The sequence below is a fragment of the Deltaproteobacteria bacterium genome (assembly GCA_016930875.1).
Classification (GTDB): Bacteria; Desulfobacterota; Desulfobacteria; order Desulfobacterales.
In genome coordinates this window covers 1-22700 of the sequence record JAFGFW010000003.1, presented here as the reverse complement: position 1 = coordinate 22700, position 22700 = coordinate 1, and the positions used below count along the sequence as shown (strand labels likewise).

Sequence of the window (22700 nt, the reverse complement as noted above, 5' to 3'; positions counted from 1 at the left end):
CGCTACGCAAGGAAACCCGGCTCACAAAAGCAAAAGCCACAGGCGTTGTTGACCTGTTCTTTCGTGAAATATCTGATGCCCTCACAAAGGGTGAGAGGGTGGAGATCCGGGGGTTCTGCAGCATCTATGTAAAAGAATACAAAGGGTACACGGGCAGAAACCCCAAGACTGGTGCTCACAGCCAGGTGCCGCCCAAGAAGCTCCCCTTTTTCAAATGTGGCAATGAGTTGAAAGAAAAAGTTGATCACAAATAGTCGAGTAACCAAACACGGAGGCAAGCGATTATGGGAAAGCTCAAGAAAGATCTCCAAGCGGTGACCAAGCAACTCAAGGCACTGGTAAAGAACACTGAATCATTGGCGAAAAAGGTCGACAACCTCGAAAAGGCTCAGGTTGCTGCGAAAAAAGTGAAAGCTAAGGCTAAACCCAAGGCAAAGGCGAAAAAGACTGTTCTTAAGAAGACTGTTGCGAAGAAGACTATTACGAAGAAGACTATTGCGAAGAAGAAGGCCTCTTCCAAAACGAAAGCCGCGAAACCAACCGCCACAGATCAGGTACTCCAGATCATCACAAGGGCCAAGAAAGGCGTTGATGTTCCCGGAGTAATGAAAAAAACGGGGTTTGATGAAAAGAAGGTCAGGAATATTGTTACTAGGGCGTTCAAGCTGAAGAAGATAAAGAGAACTGGAAGGGGAGTTTACATAGGGGGGTAACGCCACCTCCCCTCCCATGTGTTCAGTGATACTTGTATTTCCGGATTACCGCACACACTACCCCGAGGATCTTGATTTCATGGTTATGTAGAATAATCGGTTGCAGACTTGATGAAAAGACATCGGCATGACAGTTTGGGCCGAATTGCCATCTCAGTAATTCGGCCCGATCACTCTGATTCCTTGAGATTGCCTCTCATTATTTCTTTTCCTTCTTTATGCCAGATATTTCTTTCAGGATTTTCCCTAGGTTTTCCAGTTCCATCCCGTATTCAGCCCAATTCCCTTGGCGCAAGTAATCCTTGGCTTTGTTGTAATGTTGCAGGGCCAACTCTCCTAGATTAGAAATACCCCGAGTCTGAGCAATAGATCGGGAAGCCAATTGTTTGGGCAATATTTGCCCACCCAATACACTGCTTAAGGCCTTATCAAGATTTTCCTCCATAATTATGCGATTGCCAAAAGCGACAATAACCCTTTTTAATTCCGGCAAGGCAGCGGCCGTTGATTTTTTCTGCTGTGAAGCAACCGGCATACCTCCTCTGCGGGGTTTTGCAGGACTTTTCGGTTGAGGTAATCCTGTTGAGGCCAATTTGCTTTCTTCCTGTATTGCTTCCAGGTAAACCGGTTCCACATAGATAAATGTATTACTGATGGGAATGGCCAAAAGATTGCCCCTGATGACCCTGGAACCTCTCTGGCCCCATAAGCTCAACTCGCGGGAGATCTCCGTTTGCTGATCCACCCTGGCTTCAATCTGCATCGGTCCATAGACCAGTTTTTCCTTGGGCAGTTTGTAGACTAACAGATTCCCGTAATCGGGCAGGTCACTTCTGGCCGCCAGCCAGGCAATCATATTATCCTTCTTGGAAGGGGTGAAAGGGATCATCAGAAGAAACTCCTCCTTTTCCTCTTCGGGCAGTTTCATAATGATATAATAAGGTTCTATTTCTTGTCGGCTATCACCATACAACTCATCAGGGGTTTGCCAGAGATCTTCCTGGTTATAGAAGACCTGGACATCTTCCATGTGATATTTCGTGTATGTATCCGCTTGGATTTCAAAGAGGTCCTTGGGGTAACGGATGTGCTTTTTCAGATCAGCAGGCATTTCATTGAAAGGCTTAAACAGATCAGGGAATATACTCGAATAGGTTTTAACAATAGGATCTTTTTCATCAATAATGTAGAAAGCTACATCCCCATTATAGGCATCGATGGTTACCTTGACTGAATTCCGGATGTAGTTTAGTCCCTTATTTCTAAAACGGCCATAAGATCGTTGAGAATAGGGATACATATCAGATGTCGTGTAGGCATCTTGAATCCAATAGATCTTTCCCCCGGAGACAACCAGGTACGGATCACCGTCATAATCGAGAAAGGGGGCAATCAAACGCACCCGCCTGCCAATCCGGCGGTTATACATTATTCTACTCTCTGGACTTAAGTAAGTGGTAAATAGTATCTGGGGATCCAGGAATTCAACGGCAAATAAAAACCTTCTGAAAAAAGATTTGATAGGGACACCTCCCCTTCCCTGATAGATAGTATAGACATTCTTGTCTCCCTTGGGGTAATCAAATTCCTCGGTCTTCGTCTTTACAAGAACATACTCATCCGTTTTTTCTCCATAATAGATCTCGGGGCGCTCTATCTTCAGGTCAGGTTCAAAGGAAGGCGGCACGTCTTTGATAAAGAGGCGGGGCAGTCCTTCGCTGGTCACTTCATTGACCGGGCTTAAGGCCAATCCGAAGCCATGGGTGTAGATGAGGTGCCTATTGACCCAGGTATTTGCCTGGGGAGGAAGTTGATTTACCACCAACTCCCGGGTGGCCAACATGACCTGTCGATATTGGTTATTGATCATATAACGATCTACGTCTACATTGTTGAAATCGTAATACAGCCGTATGGTTTGAATCTGCCTATAGGTTTGAAGTAAAGGACGCTCGTCCCAGATCCTGATATTTTGAACCGTTACATCATGCCTCTTGATGTCCTCCGCACTTAATTTGTCACTAACTTCAAAATTTACTTCTTTTATCCTGTTCAGGTTATAGGCCTTACGGGTATAATTAATATTGTAAGCGATGTAGGGTGATTCTTTAGCTAATTCATTGGGCTTGACCACAAATTTTTGTAACAGCATTGGAAGCACGGTCGCAAACAACAGTACAGAGCCTATCCAAATTCCCACACCTAACCAGACTACTTTCGGCCTGAATTTAAAGGCGCTGAAAAAAAGGACGAAGGCAAATCCCAGAGAGACAACGATCAAAACCTTATAGGCCAGGGCCTTGATGTGGACATCGATATAGCTGGCACCGAAAGCAGGTCCTTGTGTAGAATATAAAAGTCCATACACTTTCAGGTGACAACCCCAGGCCAGGAGTAGAACAATGATTCCTCCCAGGAAGATAAGGTGCTTCTTGGCTTGTGGTGCAATGGTAATCTTGGGTAGAGAGGCTGGGACACCTTCCGCTTGACTGAATTCACCCTCTATTTGAAGCGCACCATCTTTCAGATACGAACCCATAGTGACCAGACCAGCCACAATGAAAAGAACCAGGAAGCCGTTTCGGAGGAAAATGTAAAAGGGAAGAGAGAACAGATAAAAACCGATGTCCCTGTTAAAAATAGGGTCCATGCTGCCAAAAGGTTGCTGATACAGATAGCGCAGGAGCAAATCCCATTGGTAGGAGCCCTTTGACGCAACGATAAAACTGACAATCAGAACAAAAGCCATGAGGAGAGAATTTAAGGCCCTGCCTGAAAGGCCAAGTTGGGAAACAGAACCGTCCGCACCTTTAAAGGCCACCCCTGGCCCGTCGCCCGGGTTTAAGCGTTTGGCGGCGTAAAGGTTAAGGCATATGATAAGAATCAAAAGCAACCAAACCAATGAACCGAACCCGAATTTGCTCAAAAGCATGGTCCAGAAAACGGGCGCAAGGTCCAGATTTTCGAACCACAGCCAGTCAGGATAGATTGAAACCCCTGACCAAAGCAATAGAACAGCGACAAGCCCTAACCCTATAGTCAATCTCTTACTCATGTCTTTTTCTCTCCAAGGCTAACGTTGGTGAACGCCCTACTCAAGTTTCGCACCCCCAATTTGAAGTTCTGGAATATACGTATAAATTCTGCTTTCGTCTTTATCACGAGAGACTGCCGAAGTAAAGCTCAAGTCCGGCTTACGCCCCTAGCATTCTTTTTATGACATGCGATTGTGACAGATACGGTCACACTTGCGAAACCAACGAAAAACCCCCTGACTCCATTAAGAAAATTCAGGGGGTTAGGTTTGTTCTGGTAGTCCCAACGGGAATCGAACCCGTATCTTCGGCGTGAGAGGCTCTTGTCAGATTCGACTAGCTATTCGCAAAAACAGTCACCGACCACCGGCTTAATTGTGACACAGTCTGATAGCCCGTGGCTTGAAAAATGTGAACCGCTCAAAGCGGTTCAAAACCATGGGCCAAATGCTCCTGGTGTTTGTCGGGGTTCGTAAAGGTGCCCGTAGTTCTGCTGGGTGTTCTAAAAGACACCGTTCCCTTACATGGGGCACCTTTCAAACCGGTTCCGCAAAGCGCGACTCAAGCGCATGCAGCATTGGGTGTTCGACTGAAATCGTCGGCACGAATAGAAGCTAGTCAAGGGTTGTTAATCATCCTTACGGCCTTGAGGAACCAACCAGCCAAAACAGACAAATCAACCCGGATGGATCCAGTTGTCTCCATGAATATTCGTAAAGAAAAAAATGAAAATATCCCTATACGATTCTTACTTCCAAGATCGGGAAGTAGAATATAAAATCACTTGTTCGCCAAAAAAAAGCCCTTGACAAGAGGGCCCCACATAGAAGCAGAATTATTATTTTTTAGGGATCTTCAATTTCCAGAGATCTCAAAAGGATATCAAAACAGCGGGAGGAGTTGCACGCCGAGAATGCTTTCCTTACTCGGTTCACTTCGGCCAGCATTTCAGTTTTTCCAATGCGAAAAAACCATTGGTTTGAGATCGAGAGTTATTGTACCTGAAGGTTCAAATCGGTTTGCGAGACCTATTCTTCAGTAACTTATTCTTCCAAAGGCCTTTCCTGACTATCTGACGCATTTCCTTTGAGCATCCGAAGCTTCAGTTGCCGTTTGTCATCGTTGGCCACGTAGACAGTCCGACTCGGAAAAGCGAAATCGATCCCCTCTGCCTTAAACCTGCGCATGAATTCAAGGCAGGTCTTCTGGAGCCAGGCGTTGTAGGCCCAGTAGTCTGGTGGATGGTACCAGGCCAGAACCAGAATATTGAGGCTCCAATCATTGAATCCGTTAAAGGCAACCCGTGGTGGGAAATCTTCTTTCATGCCTTCGTGGTTTTCCAACACTTCTTGAATGATCTCAACAGCCTTTTCTACCTTGTCCGGTGGCGTATCGTAGGTAATCCCGATATTGGTCAGCCAACGGATATGTGGTCTTCGACCGATGTTCTCCACATGGGTATTGACCAGTTTCTCGTTCGGCACAGCGACCAGGTAGCCAGTGAGAGTGCGAATACGAGAACTCCTGAATCCAACGTGTTCAACGACACCGTCAAAGCCGTTTACGACGATCCTCTCACCCACCTGGAAGGGCTTGTCAAACAGAATCGTGAGCGTTCCAAAGAAATTTGCAATCGGTTCTCTGGCCGCCAGAGCCACAGCCAGGCCGCCGATTCCCAGGGAGGCAAGGAGGGGGCCGATTTTAACCCCCGTAAGATTCTGAATAATGATGACACCGCCGATGGCAAAGATGAATATGCGAAGTGTTTTTCCAATCAGCGGTGCGAGCATGTCATCAACGCTGCTTTCGGTAGTGGCAGCCCACCTTTTCAGCCGTTCGTCAACAATATCCACAAGGCGAATAATGAGCCAAAGGATAGCAATAGCCACGACGATGTCTGCGGCTTTTTGGGCCACAAGGTGAACCAGGTTGGTGCCATCCGGTTTCTGAAAATGGCCGAAGATCGGGGACAGGGCCCAGTAAATGCCGTAGGCCCAGACAAAAAGAGACAGGGGCCTGGACAAGGCCGTTAGGAAAATCTTTCTGACCGAGATAACATCTTCTTCCGTGGGCATCCGCTCCAACCTGCCCCGGATGATCCATCGGAGCACACGTTCGGCAATGGCCACCAAGAAAACGAAAAAAAGGCAAACACTCAACTTCAGCCAGGAAATCCCGGCAAGGACTTTCTTATTGATCCACCCCCCCACCTGAGTTGCCGCCTTTTGGCTCATGCGGTCAATGCCGTCTCCGATCTTCTGCCCCGCCTCATCAATCTTGCGCACTTCAGGATGGACCACAGCTTTTTCGGGTGCAGACGAGGTAACGCTGTCCGTTTTCCCTTGGTTTTGTTCCTTGGCGAAACCGCTCCCAGAACTAACCAACCACAATGTAACCATAACGAGCAGAAAAACCTGCACACGTACCCTCGTTTTCACAGTTACCTCCTTTGTCCTTCCTATTCCCAGCCTTTATGATGATCTGAACGTTAAAATAGAACCAGTCGGAGAGCGAACAGCTAGAGTCGTCTCGGATTATAATGAAAAAGCCATGCAAAGTGAAGTGCCAAAAACCATCGCCCCCCCTTGGGCCGACAACCTTGGGGGACAAGGGGTATTTCGCCAGCTATTTCCGAGAAAAACCGACCAAGATTGCCCTCCACTTGGGCCGTGCCAACAATTAGATCACTTCAATTGGTAAGATAGTGACAGGCTCGCCAATTGACCGGTGGTTTTGACAGCACATTGCTATTCGGGAGATTGCGGCCCCATGGGTTTTCTACATGATGCTTTCATAAAGGAACCAAACGTCAGATGCCAAAGAAGTCCTGTTCTTTCAGAAAGTATAGCCAATGGCAAAGTGGAATTCCCCCGAGCTTTCGCCGTCCACGGGATCGAGTTTTCTCCCGTACAGTATGCCGACTGGGCCGATCGGTGTGATGTACCTCAAACCAATGCCGACGGAACTGCGGAACTTGTCTGCGGTTTCATGGTCAACTAGCGCCTTGCCGATCCTTCCAATGTCGTAGAAAAGGGGGAGTTCAAAATTGCCGCCAAGATCGATCCTGGCCTCCATGTTTCCTTCCAATTGCCAACGTCCTCCCAGAGGATTGCCCTGTAAATCAAAACTCAGCAGGTTTTCGTCAAAGCCGCGCACGTCAGAAGTGCCTCCTAAAAAGAACAGCTGGTCCTCCGGCACGGTGTTGGAGGAGCCATAGGGATCAAGGTAGCCGGCCCGGGCCATCCAGGCGAGTGTCAACCGGGATAGAGGTGTCACATAATATCTGAAATCAACTTCGTATCTCAGAAAACTGTCCAGGTCGTTCGTAAGCCCTTTTGAAATATCGACGGCAAACTGGGCCAGCCGCCCCTTTTTGGGCTGGATAAATGAGTCCCGCGTATCGTATCCTACGGAAGGCGTCGTTACAAAAAGACTTCTCGGTTCGAATACTGCTGCTTCTTCGTTGGGCACGGCTCCGTTGTTTTTGAACTTTTCCCTTCTCTCGAAACGGAAGCTGAGCCCTGTCGTCAGGTGTTTCCGCCACGAACGCCTGAGCCCAAGAGACGAGCCATATAGATCCGTCCCGAAGCTCTTGTTAAACTCCTCCCTCCGTTCCATGAACACGCCTGCGTCGGCCGATATCCTGGAGCCCAAAAGCCTCGGTTCTTCTATTCGCGACTCGGCGCGATATCCGATTTCACTGGCCTCGGCACCCAGCCAGATGTTCTTGTTTGTCCCTAAGAGATTATGGTCCCCCACCTTGGAATGCCCATAAATGCCTTTCTGGGAATCGTACCCTCCGCCTATTTCGAAAAAATACGGCCTTTTTTCCTCCACCTCAACAATAAGATCGATTTCTTTTCTTTTATCTTTCAAACCGATGGCCCTGAGTTTGACAGAATCGAACAGATCCAGGTCTCGGATGCCTCGCTGCCCTTCAAGCATTTTCCAGAGAGAGAACGGATCGCCGTTCTTTAGCCTGAATTCTCTGGCCAGGATTTTCTTTTTGGTTCTGAAATTACCTCGGTAATAGACCTGGCCCGCTTTGACAAAAGGCCCTTTTTCGATGCTGTAGGTAACGAACGCCTCTGACTTGTCCTCGCTGAAAACAACGTCACCCTTTACCCGAACGTGAGGGTATCCTTTTTCGGAAATGAGCGCTGACAGAGCATTCTCATCACTTTGTACCATGTGTCGGCGAAAGGGCACTCGGTCCTTGAGCCGGATGGTCTCATACGCCTCCTTTTCGGTGGGAATCGACAGCCCCTTGATGTCGGTAAACGCTACGATTGTCTGGATGCCTTCATCAATTTTCAAAAGGATTGAAACCTGCTCTTTGTTCGGACTCCAATCCAAGTGTTCCTCGACCTCGGCATCCATATATCCATGCTTGGCATACAAGGCCTTAATGGCGTAAAGATCTTCAACCAGCGTTTCCGGAACGAACAGACTCTTTCTGAGGGTCGTAGCCGTTTGTATCAACATCTGTCCTTGAATCGCTTCGTCACTCAAAGTCCGATTACCTGTTATCCGGATTGCCCTTACCGTGGAGCAAGGGCCCTCGTTTATGGTCAACAGGATTTTTCGTATTGCAATGTCTCCCTCCCGTTCCGTGGTCTCTTCGATCTTGATCTGCGTTTCAAGGCATCCGGCCTGTCGGTACCGTTCTTTCAATTTTTTAACGCTCTTTTTGAGTCCCAAATCGTTCCTGTTTCCCGTCTCAAATAGGACAAGATCTTTTCTCAATGTACGCCCCCAGAATCTTTCGTTTCCGATGAACACCATGTCATACCGGGACCCTTCCTCGATTGTAACCAATATGGACGGGCCTTTCGATCCGGGTTCCCTGCTCACGTCATATTGGATTTCCACATCGGCAAAACCAGCTTTTCTGTAAAAAACAATGAGCTTTTGGAGGTCTTTTTTCAAGTCTGCCTCCATAAATCGCCCCACATACCCGGGCAGAGATGACACTCGCCAAGTCGTCATATGCCACTTGAGTCTGTCTCGGCTAAAGGCTCTGTTTCCCGCGATCGTGAGATCCTGAAGTCTTTCGTAGCGCCCCTTGTAAATCTTCACCGCAACCACAACATGGCCATCATCCGGGTCCTCGGTTGCAGAAAGGTCTACTCTGGGGTCAATGAAACCGGCCTTGACAAACAAGTCTTTCACTGCGGATTCCTGGTTCGCAAGCTTTTTTTCGGTAAAGGTATCTCCCACGTAAAGCGTCATGGCCTTTAAGACCTCCCGTTCAAAAAGTGGAAAGGCTCCGTCGATTTCAATGTCTTTGATGAGCCGGAAAGGCTCCAAACGAAATCTAAGAATGATGCCCTGTCCCGTCTCCGTGGTATCCACATGGACGTTGCGAAATAACCTGGATTCTTTTAGGGCTTGGATGGACGCGTTCACCCGATCCTCGGAAAAGCTGTCCCCCCCTCGCAGGACAATCAGGTCTCGCGCCAGTTCGACCCAATAGGCTCTATCTCCCGGGAAATCGGCTAGTTCGACCAGCACCTCAGTGACAATAGGCTCGGTGACACGGATGGCAGTCTGGTTGCCCGTACTTGTTTGCGCGCTGCAAAGCGCCCATGGGCCCCATTCAAAGGCAATGACAAACACGGCGATCAACAGATTCCAGTGACACCTTTTTCTTCGCCACACCACCCCACCCCGGTTTCTATCGAAATTCGAGTCTGAACTTGACTTCGCCACCAAAGACACCTTCCGTGTCTTGGGAACCACTGAACAAGAAGTGTTCAAGGAATTTGTATTCCGCAATGGCCCGTTGGACGACTTTCCCATCCTTCGACTCGGTGGCGTACTTGACCGTCATCCGCTTGGAAAGATCCTTTCCCAGCGTGACCTTGACGGCATCCGGGCCTTCCTCGGCGACCGCTGCCACTTCCACCGTGTCCAGGCCTGTTAGTTCTTTGATATCATCGCCCAAGGTTCCTGCCATCGCTTCTGCCAATATCTGCGCAGGCGACTTGCCGGCGCCTCCCTCTCCGGCAATCAGTTCTTGTGTTGTCCGGCCGGTTACGAGCAACGACAAAACATCCCCGTCTTCTTCAGGGGGATCAGACCTGAGATTGAAAGAAAGTTCGTCGGGGGTGCCGGCGAGGGTGAGCGTGATCAGCCAGTGCCGCACGTTTACTTCGCTGTCGATATGGATATAGGGTTCCGTTTTGTAAGGATTTGAAAAATCAATAAAGCCCTTTTTCACTTCAAAACTCTTGTTTCGGTACGTAATCTTACCAGATTCCACGGTCGCCCGTCCCCGGATGATCGGATTGCCCAGTTTCCCCACGATACGCAAATCTGGGGTGATCTGGAGGTGAACCAGATTATTGTCCACCATGAGCGGGTTTCGACGTTTGATGGAAAGGTCCAGACTGGTATTTTCGAAAATAGGGTGAGGCATTTCGCCAAGGGGCTTTTCCTTGCGCTCTCTTTTTGTCACTTGCTGGAGAAGGCTTATCTTGAAGTCCTTGTAGTAGGCGCCCTCCAAGAGGACCATTTCGCCTTGAACGGAGGCATGTTCCGGGGTGCCCTCAATCTTGAGATCGGCACTGACAAGCAGATCCAAGGTATCGGGCACTCGCACGGGGAGGGCCTCGGCCGTGGTCCGTGCAAAAATTTTGGTGGGCCTGAAGGCCTCCATCTGTACTTCTGCGGTCAGATCAAACCTACCGCTGTCCAGCTTTCCATGAAGGCGATCCACCTCTATTCTGTCAGGGGCCACGCGAATCCGTCCTTTTAGGCCGTCAAGTTTCTGTAAAAGGCCGGGGACCGTGAACCCGACCTGATCGATATCGACCTCGGCGTGGATCTGCGGACGTCTTTGAGGCCCCTCTACATCCGCGGAAAAGACCAAGCGCCCTTTCAGGTCAGACGGGATGTCTTCTATGAAGGCCCCCACCGCAGACAAGGCAATCTCGCCTTTTGCCTGCATTGTAACCATTCCGTTGTGTTTTGCTGACCCCTGTATACGAACGAATCCGTCCGGGCCTACGATGAATTCCACGGGAGGGACGGACAAATGGCGGTCCTTGATCGATGCCCTGGCATTCTCAGTGCGAATGAGGTCTTTGTCTTGCCACAGGAGACGGAATCTTTCAAAATTGAGACTGGCATCAAGATCGGTAAGGGCTTTAAGGTTTCCGCTGGCCTTCATTGATCCTGCCGCCACGCCACCAAAATCGGTTCGATCGGCGAGCCCAAAATAGGGCGCCAGGTCGGTTTCATCGAGCAAAAGAGAAACTGTGAAATCCTGGTTTTTTAGGTGAAAGGTCCCTTCAAGATCAAAGCGCTGCCTTGCAGAAATTCGAGCCACTTGGTTTTCCATGTTGACTCCCACGCTGATGTCCTCAAGCGGCTTGCCCCGAAACTCAAGGTGTTGGAACACCATTTTTCCATGAAACCGCGGGTCCTCCCACGAACCGGAGCCGGATAGGTCGCAGATGAGCGATCCTTTTGCCCCCACTCTTTTTTCGACCAAGTCGATATGCTCCAGGGAAATGCCTCGCGAAACCAGGGCAAGGTCATAGCCCTTGTTGAGAGAGACCCAACCGTTTGCCTCGATCAATTCTCCCGGTGCGACGGTGAGTCGGAGAGGTTTTATCAGAAGGCGCTTCCCGTCCAGTGTGGCAAGCAGTTCCAGCCCATCAAGCTTTTGAACACCGAAATCGAGTTTCGTTCCCTCAAGACTCAGGCTTCCCTTTGGGTTGGAAAGACTTCCCTCCAAGTGAGCAGCTATTGCCAATCTGCCACGCGACTTGTCGATGAAATCGTTGACGAAGACGCGATCTCCTTGAATCCGCAGCTCAAAGGTGGGATCCTGGGCGATCTGGAGACCTTCCCTGTGAAAAAGATCAATGGCTCCGGCAATGCGGATGGCTGAATCTTTGTTTTGGAGATCCAGTTGGGCGATGTTGAGCCTTCCTTCGGCTAACCCAATTTTCCCGTACAGATCACCCAATCGAAGGGCTTGAACGGCCAGGTGCTTGCCTCGAATATGGGCCTGTCCCTTCGGCGCGTTGAGACTACCACTTACCATGACCTCGCCATCCAATGCGCCCCTGGCAAGGGTTTCCTTGACAAAATCAGTCAACTCGACGTTATGCAGGGCAAGTGACAGATTCAAAGGAAGCCCAAAGTTCAACGTTGAGGTCTTATCGTAGATTCCGACGGACCCGTGTCCTTCAACTCGTGAGCCTTGGTTTTTCAGACGCAATTCTGCCAGGCGAAAGATGCCGGATGGGTCTAACGTCCCGGCAAGTCCAACGTCGCCAATACCATAGTCCTGGAAGCGCATCTTTGTTCCGTCAAAAACAAGATGTGCCTGAGGCCTTCTGAGCAGGCCGGACACCTCCGCCTCGAGCAACATCCCGCCGGAACCCCCTGCCACACCCATTGACGTGAAGGCATGAGTGATATCCGGACTTTCAAGGCTCAAACGGCCGGCAATTCGCTCTGACGACAGATTATACTCGCCATTGGCCCTCATCCTGAAATCCTCGCCTTCCACGGTAAACTGCTCCACGGTGGCAGTATTCTTAACAAAGTTCGCTTTCCCCTCCATCCGCCAATCCGAAGCAGGTTCGTGTCCCTGCCAGGTCATGTTGGCTCCAAAGACCTCCAGCATGGCCTTCGCCGAAAGACAATCCGGCGCAAGGCCTCTGCCCTCGACCGCAAGTTTGGCGTCAACGTTCCCCTTAACGCCAGAGGCAGTAGGGAAAAATGTTGCTGGTTCTGCGTTTTTCGCTGCCATGGAAAGTCGGTAAGATATGGCCTCCAAATTTTTCTTATCGCCCAAAAAGCCATTGGCAAATGCTTCGTCCAGATGAGCTTCACCGCTTACTTCCACGTTTCCCTCAGCAGTATTTGCCCAAAGGCTCTTGAGAACAAACAGCCGATCCTTCAATGAACACTCCAGGGTCAGCCGATCCATCCGAACCTCACCAAACCGACCGCCTTCACAATCGAGATGAAAGGTTATTCGAGGGTCGTTCGGTGTTCCTTGAAGTGTCATCCGGCCCTTCGCAGAACCTGCCAATCTCGCCTTAACAGGGAGGCGTTCTTGGAGATCGGGAAGAAACACTGAAAGTTCAGTGACCATATCAAAGGTCGGGTCGTCAAAGACATCCTGAACACTTCCGGAAATATTTAGCTTGGATGAACCCATGGCTATTTTCATCCGAACGGAAGCGATGCGTTTTTCTTCCAACTTAGCCTGGAGGGCGACTTCATCAAATCCGCTGTTGATTTGGCCACGCTCTAAGCGCACTTTTCCAACCCGTAAATCCAGGCTGCCTGACTTTTGCAGCATATCGCCATTGGCCACGAGACTGACATCTTGCAAAGACGCGACAAGCTTTTCGGAAGGGTCCTGGTAGACTGCACGGCCCCCGAGGATCTCAAGTGACCGGACTACAAGGTTGAAGGGCACCCCCTTTGTAGGTTCTTCTTTTTTTAGCCGTTCAGGTGCCCTTGGCGGTGCTAAAGCCCTCAAGAGATTGATACCATCTTTTTCGGTTGCCCGAATCTTGGCCCAGGGTTTTTCGAGTAAAAGGGTTTCTATGGTAAGGTCACCTCGCAGAAATCCAGCCCAGGCCAAATTGACAAAAAGGCGATCCAAGCCGGCAATGCCTTCCCCGGATGCCTCCCTGAGGACGAGACCTTCCAGATCGGCCTGCCCCCTCCAGAGAGATAGACGCATAGCTTTGAAAGTAATCGATCCCGGAATGGTTGCATTCAGTCGAGCTTTGATAAACTTCTTCGCGTGATTTGTGTTGAGGTAAAGGCTGAGACTCACAACGATAGCCACACAAAATCCGAAAAGAATCGCCCCGGCGATCAGCGCCTTTTTAATCCAGTTTCTCGCCATAGTAATAAACAACCCCATCAATTCAAAAACACTGCGGCAAAGCAAAGAATCCACGTCCTGTCGGCGTGGATTCTTGCAGGCCCAGTCAATTCGACCAGCCCATGAGCAAGCTCGAGATGGATGTATCCGGGGTCAAAGGCTTCCTGCAATCTTATCCAGATACCCTAAAGGAAGTTTTCTATACGGTCTTTTTCATGATGGTTGAAAATGATGCGAGGCCAACACCGGGTTTCGCACACCTCGGACCCAGAAGATGATCGTTGCTATTGCCAGCTGTACCCCAAAGTAAAAAGGTACCTCTCGTCTGCTCTGTCTTTACCGGTTGCCGGTGAATTATCCCAATCCCAGTTATACTGCGCTGTTGCGTTAAACCCTTTCTTCAACGGGAATCGCAAACCGGTACGGGTTCGAATCAACAGGTCGTCTGTGTCTTCCAAACTTACAATACCTTCGTGCGTGTGGAAAAATTGAACAAATTTTTCAAAGAAGTACTGATCGAATGCCGCGGCCCACCGGCCGGCTGTATAACCCCTGTCTTGACCATTTTCATCGAAATCTTCATTCACATATGCGATGCCGCCTCTGAGTGACAGATTTCTCATTGCGGTCTCAAAAAACTGATACCCTGATCCCACCCCAACCGTCGTCCTCAGGTTGAGATCTTTGAAATCATCTTTCTCGAAACTCGCATTGGTGTAAAAGAACAATTTTCGGGTTAAAAAATGATCGTAGCTCATATAGAGAAGGGCGTTGTCTGCGGTTTTCTCATCAGCTTCCTCCTCTCGATTCCATTCCGCCCCCAAGGTGACCCTGTTTTTCTCCGTTCGAGCCACCAGTTCGCTATCTACGTGCTGTGCTTCTGTATCTGTGTTTCCCTTCTTGACATCCAGGCCGGCATTGATGCGTCCGGTCAACTTAACTGCCGGTTCGACTGGAGGGTTTATCTTTGCCACATGCGTGATATTGAACTGCAAGGGCTCCGGGACTTGATCGGTTTTGAGCCGCAACCTGCTATTTTCTCCCGCCGTCAAAATTCCTCGGGCCGAGGTTTCGTCTCCCAGTACCACGCGAACAGGAGAATCCGTCTCAACAGCTTCCACATCTTCCCATTTTATGGCTATCTCTCCAGCGTATGTTGTTTTGAATGTCAGTGTCTTATCTTCCATCTTGACTATAGTACCCGTAAGGCGATCACCATTCTTCATCCGGACGGTATCAGCCAAAACATTGCTGCCGAAATCCAAAATCACAAGGGTACACACGACGCAGACTAACATTGACGATCTCATTGCAGGGCTCCTCAAAAACGACGCCTTTTGACGCGCACCAATAAAATGTACTCAAAAAACAACAAAAGGAAAACTCCGCCCGATCTTGACCGGGGCTCTGTAGTGCAAATAATGAAGGGGGCTGGTCCAATGGGTCACAGCCCCACTCCCAGGACCGCCTTCTTCCAGCGTTAACCCTTGTGCTCCCGTTCCGCTTCGACAACGGGTTTATCTGTGAACAAGTAGTCCTTGAGTTCCTTGTCAAACGCCTTATCCTGACGGCGAATCCACTCAAGGAGCATAGCCGCATGCTCCTTTTCCTCATCACGATTGTGCCCGAGTATGCCTCTTAGCTCTTCATCACTGCAGGCCTCCACGCGCTGGTTATACCAGTCTACAGCCTCCAACTCCTCAATCAGCGAGACGATCGCCCGATGCATGTCGCGCGTTTCTTCCGTCAAATCAGCAATCTGTTCATGAAAACCTTCGTGTGCCATCTCATTCTTCCTTTCTCTATTTGTTTGTGAAGTCCCCGGACCAAAGGTTGGGGGTTTTCCCTGACGGGAGTGCTTCGCCGGTGGGAAGCGGCCGGTCAATGATAGGTTGATGTGACCTCGTCATATGTTCAAAGAGCCGTGCCTCCGGTTCGGTTTTTTTGAGCCAGCCGTGTCCCACTGCCATCAAAAGGTCTCCTTTAATCTGTTTCGCCCAATTCTTTTTTGAGCCAAACCTTCGGATCTTCGTCAAGCGCGTACATCTCATTGAGCAGATCGTTTTGCCTTTTCACTTCATCCAATGACAGCATTCGCCTAACCCTCCAACAATTGTAAAAAACAATTATCTTCTCCCCTGTTTTGTTACACGCTCATAGTATTGCATGGCTTCAGGCAAATGGGCCTCAATATTGACAATACGAGAAGCCGGTGCCGGGTGGGTCGATAGGAATTCTGGCGGTCTGCTCTTGTCGTCCTTCCCCATCCTTTCCCAAAAAGGTATGGCCTCTCGTGGATCGTAACCCGCCCTGGCCATGATGAGCAAGCCAATGCGATCTGCCTCGCTTTCGTGGAGCCGGCTGTAGGGCAGTAGAACACCCAGATTTGCCGTCACGCCAAATACTGTCATAAATAGTTCTCGAGTCTGCTGCGGTTTTTGGGCCAGGGCAACCGAAAGCGCCATGCCACCCAAATTGGCCAGAAGCCCATGACTCATCCTTTCGTTGCCATGGTCCGCCAGCGCATGGGCGACCTCGTGACCCATAACAACTGCAAGACCGGTTTCGTCTTTGGTATAGGGAAGAATACCCGTGTAGACCGCCACTTTGCCACCAGGCATACACCAGGCATTGGCTGCCTTTTCATCCTCTATCACATTGAATTCCCACTGATAGTCTCTGACCTTCTGCCCCTGTCCCGTATCCACCAGAAAGGCCTCAGCGGCCCTCGCGATCCTCTCTCCCACGGTGCGAACCATTCTGATCTTGTTTCCGTCCGTGGAAAGCTTGGAGTTTTTGAGCACCTTGTCATACTCCTGGAGGCTCATGACGTTCAGTTCCGAGTTGGGCACAAGATGCAGCCCTTGCCGATGGGTCACGGGTACCTCTGCACAGCTGCTGAGCATCGTGAGTATGAAAAACGAAACGCAGCATATCGTAACGGACAAAAGCCTTCTAACGCTTTGGCATATGGACATTGTCATCTTCCTTTTCTTTTTGGCATCCATCTCATTGTCAAGCCCGCGCCTCAGATCCATCACTACAGCTGCGCCATGACTGCTTGGTTGAGAGCAATTTTCGCCTGCGCAAGTGCTTTGTAGAGCCTGTGGATTTTTGTCACATCTTTTTTGACAATTGCCTTCAGCAGGTCACCCTCTATTTCAGCCACCTCAAGAAGCCTGTAGTAATCCATCGACTCCTTAAGGTGCGCCAGGACAATCTTGCCGGTCAACACAGGATGGTTGTTCGTCACGTTGGCGTCCTTGAATCGCGTGCCGTGTTCCAGTTCCACCTCCAGACCCGTTCGGAATTCTTCCAGCGCGATGTCCATTCCTTCCACATTGACCTCTTTCAGAATTGCCTGAGCTTCGTTCGCTTCTACTTCGGGCTCGGCCAATGCCGTCCAGTCTCTGATTTTAAGTTCTTTGCAGACTCTCTTCACTTCGTCTGATGTGACATATTCTGGCAGTCTCATCGTCTTTTTCCTCCACCTACAGGCCGTCTCTCAGGCCCCGAAGTTCTGTCCGACAAATTCCCAGCTCACCAAATTCCAGAAAGCCTCGACATATTTGGGCCGTGCGTTCCGGTAGTCAATGTAGTAGGCATGCTCCCACACATCGCATGTCAGGAGAGGTCTGTTCCCCGAAGTCATGGGATTGCCCGCGTTGCTCGTGGTTTCAATGGCGAGACCGCCTTCCTTGGTTTTTACCAGCCAGGCCCAGCCGGAGCCAAAGAGGGTCACCGCTTTTTGGGTGAAAGTTTTCTTGAAATCCTCAAAGGAGCCAAAAGCAGCATCGATTGACCCGGCCAATGCGCCCGAAGGTTTGCCCCTACCCTCGGGCTTCAGCCCGTTCCAGTAGAACGTATGATTCCACACCTGGGCGGCGTTGTTAAAAATACCCCCGGATGCCTTCAGGATAATTTCCTCCAACGCCATGTCGGCAAATTCCGTTTTTTGAATAAGGTTGTTCAAATTGTTTACGTAGGCAGCATGATGTTTTCCATGATGAAACTCCAAGGTCTCGGCGGATATATGGGGTTCTAAACCGTTCTTTGCATATGGTAATCCCGGCAGTATATGTTCCATCTTGCCCTCCTTTCTGTCTGCGACATGTTCTTTTTTAATCCGCCGGAGGCGGACAAGGGGTTAATTCCCCGCCGCTTGCGGCGTCACAATGTTTTTGTAGATACCCCTTTGCTCTGCCGCGGGGTAGTTCATTGTTTAAGTCTAGTCGTTTCGTGTGACACACCAATACAATTCATCAACTCCGTCGCATATCCCTTGCTGGTCGATTGTCTCAACATCTCTTGAACCGGTCGTTCACCTCCTTCCTTTTCAAGCTCACCAGCAGACAACATATTTCCCATGTCACTGGGTAACAACCTCCTTTCGCCGAAAAAACTCATTGGGAAAGTCCCCAAATCAAAAACCTGCCTGGTTACCAACGCGTTTGCCCTTTCATCTTATCGAAAAAACCCTCTTTGCCACCTCCGTGGCAATCCCATAATCTGCAGTAATGCCGATCCTGGCCAAGTCAGGAAATACAAACACTGTGATACTGCTGATAGTTGGGAAAAAGAGAATCAACGACCCATTCACGGTTTTTGTTTCAACGCCAAAACCGAATGCCCTACATAGGCACATGGGGAGCTGCCCGGTGAGACACAAGTGTTCGTATACCATTTATGCCACTTCCTGCGCAAGACTGGGGCGCCCGCTGGAAACCAAAAAGCTAAGCATGAAAGGTTCAGTGAGCTTGCTCCATATGCCGCAGGCCCCACACCACAAGCTCTAATCTTTAGGAAGGTTCTTTTTCTTCAGGAAATTCACCTGAACCCAACTCCAGTTCAGTATTGGGGGAATGACTACCCCACATCCGGAAAAATGCCACCACCGTCGGGTGTGATTTCAAACAATTTCTTGGGGACTGCGTCGTTCAACAAGGCCATCAATCCCTGATTCACGATCAAGACTGCAAGAATGGGATTTGGAAGATTCAGTGTCTCGATTTTTTATTTCCAGGTTCCTTATCAGGACGGTTTTTTTCAGTGACGTCATCCCCCAGGTAGTAATGGGTTAATGCCAGCAATTGATCATCCAACTCGTAGACTAAAGGAATTCCGGTTGGTATGTCGCGCCCCGCTATGTCTTCATCCGATATGTCATCCAGATATTTAACCAAAGCGCGGAGGCTGTTTCCGTGCGCACAGATCATGACTTTCTTGCCCTGCCTGAGGCTCGGAGCGATTGCCTCGTGCCAGTATGGGAGAACGCGATGGAGCGTGTCCTTGAGGGACTCGGTTCTGAGGGATTCGACCTCATTGATATGAAGATAGCGCGGGTCGTTTCTTGGATTTTCGGGATCGGTTTCAGCCAATGGAGGAGGCGCTGTGTTATAGCTGCGTCGCCAGATGTGAACCTGTTCAAGGCCGAACTTCGTGGCAGTGGCTGTCTTGCTGAGTCCCTGGAGGGCGCCATAATGTCGTTCGTTCAGTCTCCAAGTACAATGTACCGGGATCCACATCAGATCCAAGGAATCCAGAACGATCCATAAAGTTCTGATTGCCCGTTTAAGAAAAGACGTGAAGGCTACGTCAAATGTGTAGCCTTGGGCCTTGAGCAGTCTGCCTGCCTCATGGGCCTCCCGAACCCCTTGGTCTGAAAGGTCCACATCCGTCCAGCCGGTGAACCGGTCTTCGAGGTTCCAAACACTCTGTCCGTGACGGAGCAAAACCAACTGAAGCATATTCCTCCTGTCTTATTTTCGGCCTATTTGATCTCGATCACCTTTAAGAGATTGGTGCTTCCAGGGGTTCCGACCGGCACCCCTGCCGTCACGACCAAACGATCCCCTTGCCGGGCAAGACCGTGCTCCAAGGCCCATGAACGGGCCAGCTCGAACATTTGCTCGGTGTCCGAAAATGCCTGCGCCGAGGCGGGAATAACCCCCCAAGACAAGGTCAACTGGCGTTGGGTTTGGAGATGGGGCGTCAATCCTACTACCGGGCATGCGGGCCGGAACCGAGCAACCAAACGGGCTGTGCTGCCTGAAGACGTACCGGCCACGATACCGGCTGCATGAAGATTGTCGGCCATCCAGCAGGCGGATCGACTGATACCTGATGCAGACATGGGAACGGGTTCAGACATCGGTTCATTGAGGAAGTTCCGTTCCTTTAAATAGGGTTCAGTGGCTCGAGCAATCCTATCCAGTATTTTCACGGCTTCCACGGGATAAGCTCCCATGGCGGTCTCCTCCGAAAGCATCAGCGCATCCGTGCCATCCAAAATGGCGTTCGCCACGTCCGTTGCCTCTGCCCGAGTGGGACGCGGGCTGCTGACCATGGACCGAAGCATCTGTGTCGCGGTGATCACGGGTTTGCCGGACTGCCGGACAATCCGAATAATTTTTTTCTGAATCATCGGTACGTCTTCCAGGGGCATTTCAACGCCAAGATCCCCGCGAGCAAGCATGACACCATCAACCAAGGCAAGGATTTGCTCCAGCCTCTGGATGGCCTGAGGTGTTTCTATCTTTGCAATCAACAAGGGCCGGGTTGGACGCCGGTTCAAAATCGCTTGCACAGGTTCCAGGTCCTTTTCGTGACGCACAAAAGAGAGAGTCACAAAATCTGCGCCCTCTCCCAACCCAACCGCCAGGTCTTCCCGGTCTTTGTCTGTAAAAGCCGGAGCCCTGAGGTTGCTTGATGGCAAATTGATGCCCTTGTGAGACTGCACCACCCCGGCCACCACAACGCGACAAAAAAGCCGGTCCGCCTGTTTCTCTTCAACCTGCAGTTCAATCAGACCGTCCGCCATGAGGATACGACTTCCGATTTCGACATCTTCGACTATATAAGGATAGTTGACAGGAATAACGGATGGATCCGATGAGCTCCTTGGACTGAGAACGACCTTTTCGCCGGCCTGGAGTTGCCGTTCTTGAACCGGCAATTTTCCGATACGAATCTTCGGCCCCCCAAGATCCTGCAGAATGCCGATCTCTTTCCCCAATTCCTCCGATATCTGCCTGATGATGCGGAAAGATTCACGATGGGTGTCGTGGTCTCCGTGGGAAAAATTGAGCCTGGCCACATCCATCCCCGCAAGCATGAGCTGTCTGATTCGTTCCGCCGTGGAAGTGGCAGGGCCTATGGTGCATACAATCTTCGTGCTTCTGATCTTCGAATCGGCTTTCATGTGAGCACCAACAAACCTTTCATTCTTCAGCCTCGGTCAAAAGAAAGTCCATCGTGTCTTTTTACTCCGAGTGCCGCCTGACTATGAAACCCGGCGCACAGCCTCTCGCTTTCCAATGGCCCACGTATCTCATGAGAATCTTGTTCCTCCACGGAGGCGAAGGATCCTTTTCCGCAGCGCCCGTGCTTGAGACTTCGCAGGAAGCTCACGACCTTTGGGCCCGACCGGTCAGACCTTGGCCATGTTCTCTGCCGCGAAGTCCCAGTTGACCAAGTGATCCAGGAAAGCCCCGATATATTCTTTCCGGCGGTTCTGGTAGTCCAGATAATAGGCATGCTCCCAAACATCAATAGTAAGAAGTGGCCTCTGGCCGTAAGCGACGGGCGTAAAAGCGTTTCCGGTTTTAACGACTTTCAGCGAACCCTTGTCTACGACGAGCCAGGCCCATCCGCTGCCAAACTGCGTGGCGGCGGCCTCTGTGAATTCCTTTTTGAAGTTTTCAAAACTCCCAAACGCTCCTGCGATTTTGGCTGCCAACTCCCCGGAAGGCGCCCCACCGCCCTTTGGTTTCATGCTCCTCCAGTAAAATGCATGATTCCAGGCCTGGGCAGCATTGTTGAAAATCGCGGATCTCTTCTCATCACCAGCCGTGGTTTTGATAATTTCGCTCAGGGAAACGCCCACAAGACCAGTACCTTTAGCCAGTGCATTGAGCTTATCAACGTAGCCGCGGTGGTGCTTGCCGTAATGAAAACTCAGCGTGCGGGCTGAAACGTAAGGATCCAGCGCGTTCTCGGTATACGGAAGCGTTGGAAGCTCAAAAGGAGGGGCTTCGGCGGCAAGAGCCGAAAAACCCGTCATACTGCTGGCCAGCATGGCCGAACCTGCCACGGTTGTGGCCAGAAATTGGCGACGGTTCATACACATCGATTCATTTTTTTCTTTCATTGCCCATACCTCCTTGTGCTCATTAGTCCACTCTCTGCAACCCTTCTTGGGAGAATAGAGTTCTGCCGGTTCAACGCCATTTCCTGCCGACCACATCCCCTAAATATCCAGCTTTTTGATGGCAGCCTTTAAGACATCTGCAGAGGCTTTCAGCTTCCCGATCTCCGATTCATCCAGTATAATATCCAGGGCTCTTGATACACCGTTTCTGTTCAAAATGACTGGAATGCTTAAACAGACATCGCTGATGCCATAGTAACCATCCAACAACGTGGAGACGATGAGAACACTGTTTTCGTCTCGTAGGATGCTGCCCACAGTTCGTACCAGGGCCAGGCCGATGGCAAACGTGGTAGAGCCCTTCCTGTTGATGATTTCATAGGCAGCACTTCTAACCTGGTTGAATATGTCGTCCCGCTCGTTCCCGCCACAATGCTTGTGGCAAACAGAACAGTAGTCGCGAAATGAGACTCCTCCGATATTGACCTGGCTCCACACAGGCACCTCGCTATCTCCATGTTCTCCAATAATGTAGGCGTGGACGTTTCTAGGATCCACCTGGCAATTTTTGCTCAGGAGATATCTGAATCTCGCTGTGTCTAGCACAGTTCCCGACCCAATGATTCTGTTCTCGGGATATTGGGATATCTTAACCCTAACGTTGCAAAAGTCGAGGATGCCGCAGATTCAAGGCGACCCATTCGACAGGCTCAGGGTGAGGCTGTCCGCCTGAGGCGGACGCCGAACTCTTGCCAAAAAAGAAGATGCGGTATCCCTCCTGCGGCGGATCTTCGACATCGGCTTTCCCGAAGGGTAAACAACTTGGCTGTTTTTCTAGTTTTCTGGATATAACTCGCAGTGAATTCCTCAAAACTGCCCAAAAAGGCCGCAAAGAAAGACTATCATTGCTTTTCAGGACCTTTTGCCATGTTGTTTAT

The 22700-nt window shown here is 50.2% G+C and carries 16 protein-coding genes; 2 read left to right on the top strand and 14 right to left on the bottom strand.

What is annotated here, in order from left to right; all coding sequences use genetic code 11:
- Positions 1 to 53: 53 nt before the first annotated feature.
- Both JW883_00330 and JW883_00325 read left to right on the top strand, forming a co-directional pair.
- A complete protein-coding gene (locus tag JW883_00330) occupies positions 54 to 254 on the top strand; it encodes an integration host factor subunit beta (protein MBN1840716.1) in 201 nt (66 codons plus the stop codon).
- 30 nt (positions 255 to 284) lie between these two features.
- Positions 285 to 713, top strand: coding sequence for a hypothetical protein (locus JW883_00325; protein MBN1840715.1), 429 nt, complete (start codon positions 285 to 287; stop codon positions 711 to 713).
- Positions 714 to 912: 199 nt separating this feature from the next.
- Here JW883_00325 and JW883_00320 read toward each other — a convergent pair whose 3' ends face one another.
- The 14 genes from JW883_00320 to JW883_00255 form a co-directional block, all read right to left on the bottom strand.
- Complete coding sequence (locus JW883_00320; GenBank protein ID MBN1840714.1) at positions 913 to 3768, bottom strand: UPF0182 family protein; 2856 nt, start codon at positions 3766 to 3768, stop codon at positions 913 to 915.
- A 1023-nt stretch (positions 3769 to 4791) separates the two neighbouring features.
- The gene (locus JW883_00315; protein MBN1840713.1) at positions 4792 to 5982 is read right to left on the bottom strand and encodes a mechanosensitive ion channel family protein; all 1191 of its coding nucleotides are present in this window, start codon (positions 5980 to 5982) and stop codon (positions 4792 to 4794) included.
- Positions 5983 to 6583: 601 nt separating this feature from the next.
- Positions 6584 to 9460: an outer membrane protein assembly factor BamA gene (gene bamA, locus JW883_00310; protein ID MBN1840712.1), complete on the bottom strand. Its 2877-nt coding sequence runs from the start codon at positions 9458 to 9460 to the stop codon at positions 6584 to 6586.
- On the bottom strand, positions 9426 to 13634 hold the full coding sequence (locus JW883_00305) for a translocation/assembly module TamB domain-containing protein (protein ID MBN1840711.1): 4209 nt from the start codon (positions 13632 to 13634) through the stop codon (positions 9426 to 9428). Before JW883_00305 ends, bamA begins: the two co-directional genes overlap by 35 nt.
- 263 nt (positions 13635 to 13897) lie before the next feature.
- Positions 13898 to 14923, bottom strand: a complete 1026-nt coding sequence (locus JW883_00300; protein ID MBN1840710.1) for a DUF481 domain-containing protein — start codon at positions 14921 to 14923, stop codon at positions 13898 to 13900.
- A gap of 170 nt (positions 14924 to 15093) precedes the next feature.
- Entirely contained in the window at positions 15094 to 15399 is a 306-nt protein-coding gene (locus JW883_00295; protein ID MBN1840709.1) for a ferritin, read from the bottom strand.
- 340 nt (positions 15400 to 15739) lie between these two features.
- Positions 15740 to 16591 carry a M48 family metallopeptidase gene (locus JW883_00290; GenBank protein ID MBN1840708.1) on the bottom strand — a complete coding sequence of 284 codons (852 nt, stop codon included), beginning with the start codon at positions 16589 to 16591 and terminating at the stop codon, positions 15740 to 15742.
- Between the two features lie 62 nt (positions 16592 to 16653).
- Entirely contained in the window at positions 16654 to 17088 is a 435-nt protein-coding gene (locus JW883_00285) for a hypothetical protein (protein MBN1840707.1), read from the bottom strand.
- Positions 17089 to 17118: 30 nt separating this feature from the next.
- Positions 17119 to 17700 (bottom strand): superoxide dismutase [Fe], encoded by a 582-nt coding sequence (locus JW883_00280; GenBank protein ID MBN1840706.1) that lies wholly within the window; start codon positions 17698 to 17700, stop codon positions 17119 to 17121.
- Between the two features lie 372 nt (positions 17701 to 18072).
- Positions 18073 to 18297 carry a hypothetical protein gene (locus JW883_00275; GenBank protein ID MBN1840705.1) on the bottom strand — a complete coding sequence of 75 codons (225 nt, stop codon included), beginning with the start codon at positions 18295 to 18297 and terminating at the stop codon, positions 18073 to 18075.
- A gap of 313 nt (positions 18298 to 18610) precedes the next feature.
- Positions 18611 to 19360, bottom strand: coding sequence for a 2,3-diphosphoglycerate-dependent phosphoglycerate mutase (gpmA, locus tag JW883_00270; GenBank protein MBN1840704.1), 750 nt, complete (start codon positions 19358 to 19360; stop codon positions 18611 to 18613).
- Positions 19361 to 19383: 23 nt separating this feature from the next.
- Positions 19384 to 20796 (bottom strand): pyruvate kinase, encoded by a 1413-nt coding sequence (gene pyk, locus JW883_00265; protein ID MBN1840703.1) that lies wholly within the window; start codon positions 20794 to 20796, stop codon positions 19384 to 19386.
- A gap of 246 nt (positions 20797 to 21042) precedes the next feature.
- The gene (locus JW883_00260) at positions 21043 to 21675 is read right to left on the bottom strand and encodes a superoxide dismutase (protein ID MBN1840702.1); all 633 of its coding nucleotides are present in this window, start codon (positions 21673 to 21675) and stop codon (positions 21043 to 21045) included.
- A gap of 186 nt (positions 21676 to 21861) precedes the next feature.
- Entirely contained in the window at positions 21862 to 22368 is a 507-nt protein-coding gene (locus tag JW883_00255) for a hypothetical protein (GenBank protein ID MBN1840701.1), read from the bottom strand.
- Between the last annotated feature and the right edge of the window lie 332 nt (positions 22369 to 22700).

Bases quoted from the DNA above. Each gene is read 5' to 3' on its own strand.
- JW883_00260 (MBN1840702.1), bottom strand. From the start codon at position 21,675: ATGACGGGTTTTTCGGCTCTTGCCGCCGAAGCCCCTCCTTTTGAGCTT.
- JW883_00325 (MBN1840715.1), top strand. From the start codon at position 285: ATGGGAAAGCTCAAGAAAGATCTCCAAGCGGTGACCAAGCAACTCAAG.
- gpmA (MBN1840704.1), bottom strand. From the start codon at position 19,360: ATGCTTCAGTTGGTTTTGCTCCGTCACGGACAGAGTGTTTGGAACCTC.
- JW883_00300 (MBN1840710.1), bottom strand. From the start codon at position 14,923: ATGAGATCGTCAATGTTAGTCTGCGTCGTGTGTACCCTTGTGATTTTG.
- JW883_00295 (MBN1840709.1), bottom strand. From the start codon at position 15,399: ATGGCACACGAAGGTTTTCATGAACAGATTGCTGATTTGACGGAAGAA.
- JW883_00315 (MBN1840713.1), bottom strand. From the start codon at position 5,982: ATGAGCCAAAAGGCGGCAACTCAGGTGGGGGGGTGGATCAATAAGAAA.
- JW883_00320 (MBN1840714.1), bottom strand. From the start codon at position 3,768: ATGAGTAAGAGATTGACTATAGGGTTAGGGCTTGTCGCTGTTCTATTG.
- JW883_00280 (MBN1840706.1), bottom strand. From the start codon at position 17,700: ATGGAACATATACTGCCGGGATTACCATATGCAAAGAACGGTTTAGAA.
- JW883_00290 (MBN1840708.1), bottom strand. From the start codon at position 16,591: ATGTCCATATGCCAAAGCGTTAGAAGGCTTTTGTCCGTTACGATATGC.
- JW883_00305 (MBN1840711.1), bottom strand. From the start codon at position 13,634: ATGGCGAGAAACTGGATTAAAAAGGCGCTGATCGCCGGGGCGATTCTT.
- JW883_00285 (MBN1840707.1), bottom strand. From the start codon at position 17,088: ATGAGACTGCCAGAATATGTCACATCAGACGAAGTGAAGAGAGTCTGC.
- JW883_00275 (MBN1840705.1), bottom strand. From the start codon at position 18,297: ATGGTATACGAACACTTGTGTCTCACCGGGCAGCTCCCCATGTGCCTA.